This window comes from Niallia sp. MER 6 (assembly GCF_023714395.1).
Classification (GTDB): Bacteria; Bacillota; Bacilli; order Bacillales; family Cytobacillaceae; genus Niallia.
Map to the genome: position 1 here is coordinate 218,472 of NZ_JAMAUK010000006.1, position 6,916 is coordinate 225,387.

Genomic DNA, 6,916 nt, shown 5'->3' on the forward strand with positions numbered 1-6,916 from the left:
AGCGGTTAGATTTAAAATTCAGCTCGCCATATTTGTACGGTATTGAAAAGAGGAGGCGCATCAAATTTGGACTTAGACAAAAAAGAAAGTGGTTATAGATGGATCGTATTCAGCGCCGTCTTGTTTGCCTATTTCTTAATCGTAAGTCAAAGAACAGCTCCAGGACTTATTACGGAGCAGTTAATGAATGATTTTCAGATTTCAGCATCAACCGTTGGAATGATCAGCAGTATACAATTTTTAGCGTATGCAGGACTGCAGATTCCTGTCGGGTTATTATCAGACCGTTTTGGTCCAAACCGGTTTCTTATTATTGGAACATTGCTTACTGGAATAGGCAGTCTTTGCTACAGCATTGCTCCTAATGAATATATTTTGATTGTATCGCGCTTTATCGTAGGAGTCGGAGATGCAGCAATTTTCGTTAATGTAGTCTTAATTATGAACGAATGGTTCAAAGGCAATGAGTTTGTTAAATTGATGGGAATGGTAGCACTAATCGGCGGAATTGGTTCCTTATCGGCGACTCTGCCTTTTTCTATGTGGATATCCCATGCGGGCTGGCGAGTTCCATTTTTAAGTGTCAGCATCATATTGATTGTAGTTTCATCTCTGCTTTATATAGTATTAATCTCAAAGTCGAGGAAATTATTTAAACCAGAGTCACAGCCAAAACCGAGTACACCTGTTAAAAGAGAGAGTGTTTGGAAAATTCTCCGCCGCGTCGTCACAACGCGTCAGGCTTGGGCAACCTTTCTTTGCCACTTCGGTGTAGTCGGGACATATGTTGGGTTTATCGGGTCATGGGCAGTTCCATACGGAATGAATGTTTTTGAGCTAACACGCTCAAGTGCAAGTCAACTCGTTATGTATGCCCTTGTTGGTACAATGATTGGCGGACCATTACTCGGGTGGATTTCCAGTAAGACTGGACAAATTAAAAAGACGTACACGATGGTTCATTTAATTGTCATTATCGGCTGGGTCGGATTATTCAGCCTAAATACAAACCCGCCATTTTTGATGGTGTTATTAATGCTATTTGTTTTAGGTTTCGGAAATGGTGCGAGTGCATTGACATTTGCCATTGTCCGCAAGTCTTTTCGTATGGAAGAAGTCGGTGTTGTAACGGGCTTTGCTAATATGGGCGGCTTTTTAAGTGCTGTATTGCTGCCGATTATTTTTGGGCATGTTTTAGATTTCTTTCCGAAAGATTCCGTCAGCCTTGGCTATCATTACGGCTTTATCGTGCCTGTTATCTTCGCATTGTTCGGTTTCGTTGGCATACTGTTAGCTAAGGAAGAGAAACAATCAGATGCGAAAAAGGTTTTACCTGCTTCTTAAACAAAAGGGGAGTCCAATTAGACTCCTCTTTTTACTGCTCTTGTTTAGGTTTATTAAAGTTGCTTTTATGGATAAAAAAGTGGCTTAATAAATAAAAAACAGTCAGAATAAAAAATGAATAGGTCAACGCCCAATTCACTTTTTTGTATAAATCAATGGCACTTAGCAGAGGCAAACCTATATAAGCACCAAAGGCACCAAACCCTATTGCCTTAATAAATGGATTTATCTTTGGCTTGTATTGCATTAATAGCATTACAACAACTGGCAAAACAGAAAGCCGAAAAGAGAAATTAATCGTTGCCACTGGAAAAACCTTAACTGGATATGTCCACAAACCAAACATAACACCAATTGTATCTAATATCTCTGATAAAACCATAATTAATAGACCGGCAGCCAATAATCTGCCTGTGCTTTTTTTATCACGAATAAATATCCAAACCGTCCAAGGAACAATAATCATACCGAAAGCAACCCACCATTGCCATGACCATAAGAAACCATGGAGGATAGCATCAACTATTAGTTTATTTGCTTCCGTAATTTGCTTATTCGCCTCATCGACGAGACTTAGTGCCTCTTGATACTCCATTCACATCACCTTCATACTAACAATTAATTATAGTTTTCAGCTTGCTTCTTGATCGGTCATTTTTAAAAAGAAATTAGTAATTCCTTTCGAAAATAGAACGATAATGACATACCCTAAAAAAATATGGAAGTAATTAGTTCCTTTCGTTAAAATAAACAAGTTTCCTGCTGCTAGTATTGGTTTGAATATAAATGTAATCAGAAAAATTAATATTAACGAATGGAGATAAAAATTCGCCTTTTTTTCAATGGTATATTGGTACATGAGTATGAATAAGACGGGAACTAATGAGGTATCCATACCGAAATGAATCGGAAACATTGGAATTGCTTTGTAGGGATAGCCAATATAATTGGCCCTTGTTGCCATACCATCCAAATAAGCACTCCATATATGTATATTGAATCCAAAAAAAAGCAATAAAAACAGTCTCTTGCGGTCAATAAATAGATAAAGAAAGATTAACGGAAGAATAACCATTACGACATTTAACCAAAATTGCCAAGTATCAAAGCCCGAATAGTCCCACCAATACTGATTCCAAAGATCAAACACTTTCTCTTGGGCAGCTTTTAATTCTTCGTATTTTTTAGCTTGCTCTGTCGGAAATACAGACATTTTCAGTTCTCCTCCTTTGCTGTTTTCATGCCACTAGGAGTGATTGTATGTTGTTATTATGCTTCAGTATAAGGCAGGCTATTCCATAGCGTAATTTCAATTTTCATAAAAAAAACTGCCAAACGGCAGTTTATATATTCAGTAAATGCATAAATAAAAATACGATTGGCGGCACGATTAATGCTGGCAGGAGATTAAGCGTTTTGCATTTTTTTATGCCAAGGATACCTAAACCTGATGCCAAAATTAAAATCCCGCCAACTATTGTGACTTCATTTAAAAGATCGGTACTTAAGGAATTTTCCATCAATAGAGCAATTAAGTAAATCGAGCCTTGCCATGCGAACAAGACTATTGCGGCAATGGCAATTCCGATGCCAAATGTCGAAGCTAACACAATGGAAGTAATTCCATCTAGCATACCGTTAGCCAGTAAGTACGTAAAGTCTCCTTTAAGAGCAGCCTCTACTGGACCTAGGATAGACAAGGATCCAATACAGAATAACAGAATTGCAGTCGATAAGCCTTCCGCTAAATTTCCTTTGGAGAATTTACTTACTAATCCATTAAATCTTGTTTCTAAATCAAGCTTTTGACCAAGCAATCCCCCCACTGCCAAACTCACGATAAAAAGGACCGGATATTTGCTTGCAGGCAAATGCTGGACAATTGCATTGATGCCCAAACCCATCGCCACTAATCCCATTGCCTGCATTAAAATCTCATGGTAATCATGCTTGATGCCCTTTTTAAAAATACTGCCAATAATGCTGCCAGCTATAATCATACCGACATTGAATAATGTTCCAAACATATCTTTACCCCTTTAATAAAATACTTTTCAGACCCTAAAATAAAATTAAACCCTCCAGTAACTAGAGGGTCAAGTATTTCTATGAAATTATTTTCTTGCAAATGGCAGCAATATTTCTGTTACATGCTTATCAAAGTCATTGGTTATTCCATAATCGATTAAAGTTATTTCAATGGAATCATCTATCAGCTGATAATCGTGCTCTATTATATAAGAAAGTAACTTATCATAGTAATACGCTGCTTCCATATGGGTACCTTGAAAGCGAACTCTTAGATACTCCCTTGCAGGTATCGCAGCATAAGCCGAATCAGTCTCATCCCCTTCTTCTAACACCATAAACACACTTGAATACGTAGTAAGTTCACCAGCTGCTAAATTATCTATCGAGATGGATAGGCCGATCTTCCCTAAAAAAACCCCTCCATTTATACCAAAGCTGTTCCTTAATTCTGTGATAGGATACTCCAGATCCTCTCCTAATACATATTGCTTTCGTAAGTATGCTAAACGCATTTCAGGAAGAGTCACTTCACAAATAACATCAAGAGGTGTGTGTACAGCATCATCTATTTGCGTTAAACGGCGGCTAATCTTTTTTTCCATCAGTTCTAATTCTTTTCGTTTCTTTCTTACTTCTTCCTGCTGCTCTTTGAGCATATCAATAAGAGTATCAATATCCCGATAGTTGAAAAATTCAATAATTCTGCTTATAGGTAAATCGAGTGCCCGCAAGTACTTAATCGAGTTCAGCCGTTCGAACTGCTGTGTGGAATAATAGCGGTAATTCGTTTTTTCGTCAATAAATGCTGGAGCTAATAAGCCAATTTCATCATAATATCGGAGTGTCGCAATCTTAACTTGAAATAGCTTTGAGACTTCTCCGATTGTGAAGTATTCTTTCATTTCATTAAACACCTCTGTTATTTTAAAAAAACTGCCTCCCTTTTCCTAATAAATCTTTTCGGTAAAGGGGGCAGTTCTTCGTTTATTCCTCAGTTGTTAAGCTGTAATTATATTGTGTACGGTCAACTGGAGTAAAGTTCTTCGGCGTGTAGAATCGCAATAGGTCTCCATTGACTACTTTATCGGAAAGTCTCAGTGTTTCTTCGACACTTGCCTGATACTCAGCAGCTTTTTCAAGCTGTTCTTCCTCTTCAATCAGTTCACCTGTTTTTGAATTATAATACTTGCCATCCTTTAATGTAAATTCCGGACTGACAAATTCTCCATTACGGAATGGTATTAATTCATCGTGTTCCTCTGACAGGATGTCTGTTCCAAAATGGATATTATCCTTCGTATCCTCACCTAATAAATGAAGCAATGTCGGAAGCAGGTCAATTTGTCCTGCATATTGATGCATTGTCCCGCCTTCCATGCCAGGAACACGTATGAACAGCGGAGTTCGCTGAAGTCCGGCACTTTCAAAGGAATTCACTTCTTTTCCGATTACTTGTTCCATTGCTTTATTATGGTTTTCTGAAATACCGTAATGGTCTCCGTACATGATAATAATTGAATTATCATATAGACCATTCTTTTTCAGGTCTGCAAAGAATTGTTCCATTGCTTCATCTGCATAACGAGCTGTCTGGAAGTAGTTATCAACAATTTTGTTGCCTGTATTATTTGGCTCTATCGTTGCTTCTTCTTGATTCATCGCGAAAGGATAATGGTTCGTCACGGTAATAAATTTCGTATAGAAAGGCTGTGACATAGAACTCAAGTATGGCAGCGACTGTTCAAAAAACGGCTTGTCCATAAGGCCATAATCAGCAAGCTGATCAGGATTCATATCATAAGCGCTTGAATCGTAAAATTGGTTGTAACCAAAGGATTTATATATTTCATCCCTGTTCCAAAAGCTTCCCGTATTCCCATGAAATACGGCAGAAGTATAGCCAAGCTGGCCTAGAATTCCAGGTGCTGCCTGATAGGTGTTTAACCCTTTAGTCGTGAAAGCAGAGCCTTGAGGAAGGCCATACAGAGAATTCTCAATCATAAACTCGGCATCAGCTGTTTTCCCTTGAGCTGTTTGGTGGAAGAAGTTATCAAAATACAATGTATTTTCGTCTTCTACCAATGAATTAAGGAATGGAGTAGCTTCTTCCCCGTTCACTTCATAGTTGATAAGGAAATTTTGAATTGATTCCATATGAACGTAAATGACATTCATCCCTTTTCCTTTACCGAAGTATTCAGGATTAGGCTCGGCATAATTGGATGCTGTATAGTTAACAACCTCAGCCATATCATCTGTATCTGCAAGCACCCGTTGCGCAGATGCTTTCGTGCTTTGCACTGCATCATAGATTGTGTAGTTATACATTCCCAAGTATTTCACAATATAATTCCTGTCAAATCCCCTTGTCAGAAGCTCTGGGCGGTCGATTTCTGCTAACGCGAGATTCGTTCCAGAAATCCCTAAAGCTAAACCGATAATACCTATCCCTTGCTTGAATCCAACTGCCTTACTGTCCATTTTCACAACTTTAAATACAAGCAGTGCAAGAAGCAGTAATGTATCTGCAAAAAACAAGAAGTCATACGGCTTTAACAATGCATAAATACTGCCGCTAACATCACCAAAGTTTTGCGTTTGCGTTAATGTCGGCAATGTAATAAAGTCATTGAAAAAACGGTAGTACAAAACATTCGCATACAATAGAAAAGATAACACAAAATCAATAATTAACAGCGCATAGTATTTTCTTTTGTTTTTGAATGTCAGGGCTAAGCCAAGAAACAGCAGCGAAGACCCTAAGGGATTAAGAAACAGCAGAAATTGCTGAAGTGAGTTTCCTACACCTAAATCAAATTGTGTCAATTGCACAATATACGTTTTAATCCATAGAAAAAATACAGCCGCAAAAAAGAATAGGATATATTGTTTATTTGTGTCTTTGTTTAAGTTTAATTTTTTTATTTCAAACACCAACCTCTATCAATCATCTCTTTATATCATTTACAAAAATTTAATAATACAAGTGTACCATTTTTTCACCACAAATTTAAATATTTTTGCGTATTGTAGAATAATGGCAATTTTAATTTGTGTTTTACAAGGAATTATTACTTGGGAAATAATTGGTAAGACACCAGGATATAGAACTGATTATACTATCTCTATTTAAATCATCTACTTATTATACGATAAAATATATAAAAAAGTTTCACTTGCGATGGAATCTTCTCCCAGCAAAAATAATGTGTTATATAATCTAACAAGTTAATTGACGGTCTTTTCTTTCTCATAGATACTCAGTACTATCAAACAAAAAAACGGTTCTCATCATAACGGAGAACAAAAATGCTGTCTAGGGTTCCGGTTTAAAAAACGTCTGGACCGAGAGACGGCGTACAGTATTTTATGAAAATACTGTATACACGGAGGGATAAAAGCCCGGGAGAATTTTAAAGTGTACCCTTTGTAAAGGACATTTAAAAAAAGCCTAGGCAGTTTTAAGAAGATGATCTCTGTATTGAACAGGGGTCATCTTTTTTAAGTTCCACTGATATCTATAGTAATTGTAATAAATCAT

Annotated in this window: 7 protein-coding genes and 1 riboswitch; of the genes, 1 reads left to right on the plus strand and 6 read right to left on the minus strand. The window is 37.2% G+C overall.

From position 1 onward, the window contains the following. Positions 1 to 66: 66 nt before the first annotated feature. A complete protein-coding gene (locus tag M3600_RS11055; protein ID WP_251645939.1) occupies positions 67 to 1,344 on the plus strand; it encodes an MFS transporter in 1,278 nt (425 codons plus the stop codon). Between the two features lie 31 nt (positions 1,345 to 1,375). On the opposite strand, the gene M3600_RS11060 is transcribed toward M3600_RS11055, so the two are convergent. The 6 genes from M3600_RS11060 to M3600_RS11085 form a co-directional block, all read right to left on the minus strand. Continuing rightward, a complete protein-coding gene (locus M3600_RS11060) occupies positions 1,376 to 1,939 on the minus strand; it encodes a CBO0543 family protein (protein ID WP_251645941.1) in 564 nt (187 codons plus the stop codon). A 36-nt stretch (positions 1,940 to 1,975) separates the two neighbouring features. After that, a complete protein-coding gene (locus M3600_RS11065; RefSeq protein ID WP_251645943.1) occupies positions 1,976 to 2,557 on the minus strand; it encodes a CBO0543 family protein in 582 nt (193 codons plus the stop codon). Between the two features lie 130 nt (positions 2,558 to 2,687). Continuing rightward, positions 2,688 to 3,371, minus strand: coding sequence for a DUF554 domain-containing protein (locus tag M3600_RS11070; protein WP_251645945.1), 684 nt, complete (start codon positions 3,369 to 3,371; stop codon positions 2,688 to 2,690). A gap of 87 nt (positions 3,372 to 3,458) precedes the next feature. Then, positions 3,459 to 4,277 carry a MerR family transcriptional regulator gene (locus tag M3600_RS11075; RefSeq protein WP_251645947.1) on the minus strand — a complete coding sequence of 273 codons (819 nt, stop codon included), beginning with the start codon at positions 4,275 to 4,277 and terminating at the stop codon, positions 3,459 to 3,461. 82 nt (positions 4,278 to 4,359) lie between these two features. Further along, complete coding sequence (gene ltaS, locus M3600_RS11080; RefSeq protein WP_282581470.1) at positions 4,360 to 6,300, minus strand: lipoteichoic acid synthase; 1,941 nt, start codon at positions 6,298 to 6,300, stop codon at positions 4,360 to 4,362. Between the two features lie 380 nt (positions 6,301 to 6,680). Beyond that, positions 6,681 to 6,786: riboswitch (guanidine-I (ykkC/yxkD leader) on the plus strand. A 40-nt stretch (positions 6,787 to 6,826) separates the two neighbouring features. Then, the coding region (locus tag M3600_RS11085) for an IS3 family transposase (protein ID WP_164849538.1) at positions 6,827 to 6,916 on the minus strand (90 nt) is incomplete at its 5' end.

What these genes read in the sequence shown, in the direction of transcription:
- M3600_RS11060 (WP_251645941.1), bottom strand. Translation starts at nt 1,939, where the DNA reads ATGGAGTATCAAGAGGCACTAAGTCTCGTCGATGAGGCGAATAAGCAA.
- M3600_RS11065 (WP_251645943.1), bottom strand. Translation starts at nt 2,557, where the DNA reads ATGTCTGTATTTCCGACAGAGCAAGCTAAAAAATACGAAGAATTAAAA.
- M3600_RS11070 (WP_251645945.1), bottom strand. Translation starts at nt 3,371, where the DNA reads ATGTTTGGAACATTATTCAATGTCGGTATGATTATAGCTGGCAGCATT.
- M3600_RS11075 (WP_251645947.1), bottom strand. Translation starts at nt 4,277, where the DNA reads ATGAAAGAATACTTCACAATCGGAGAAGTCTCAAAGCTATTTCAAGTT.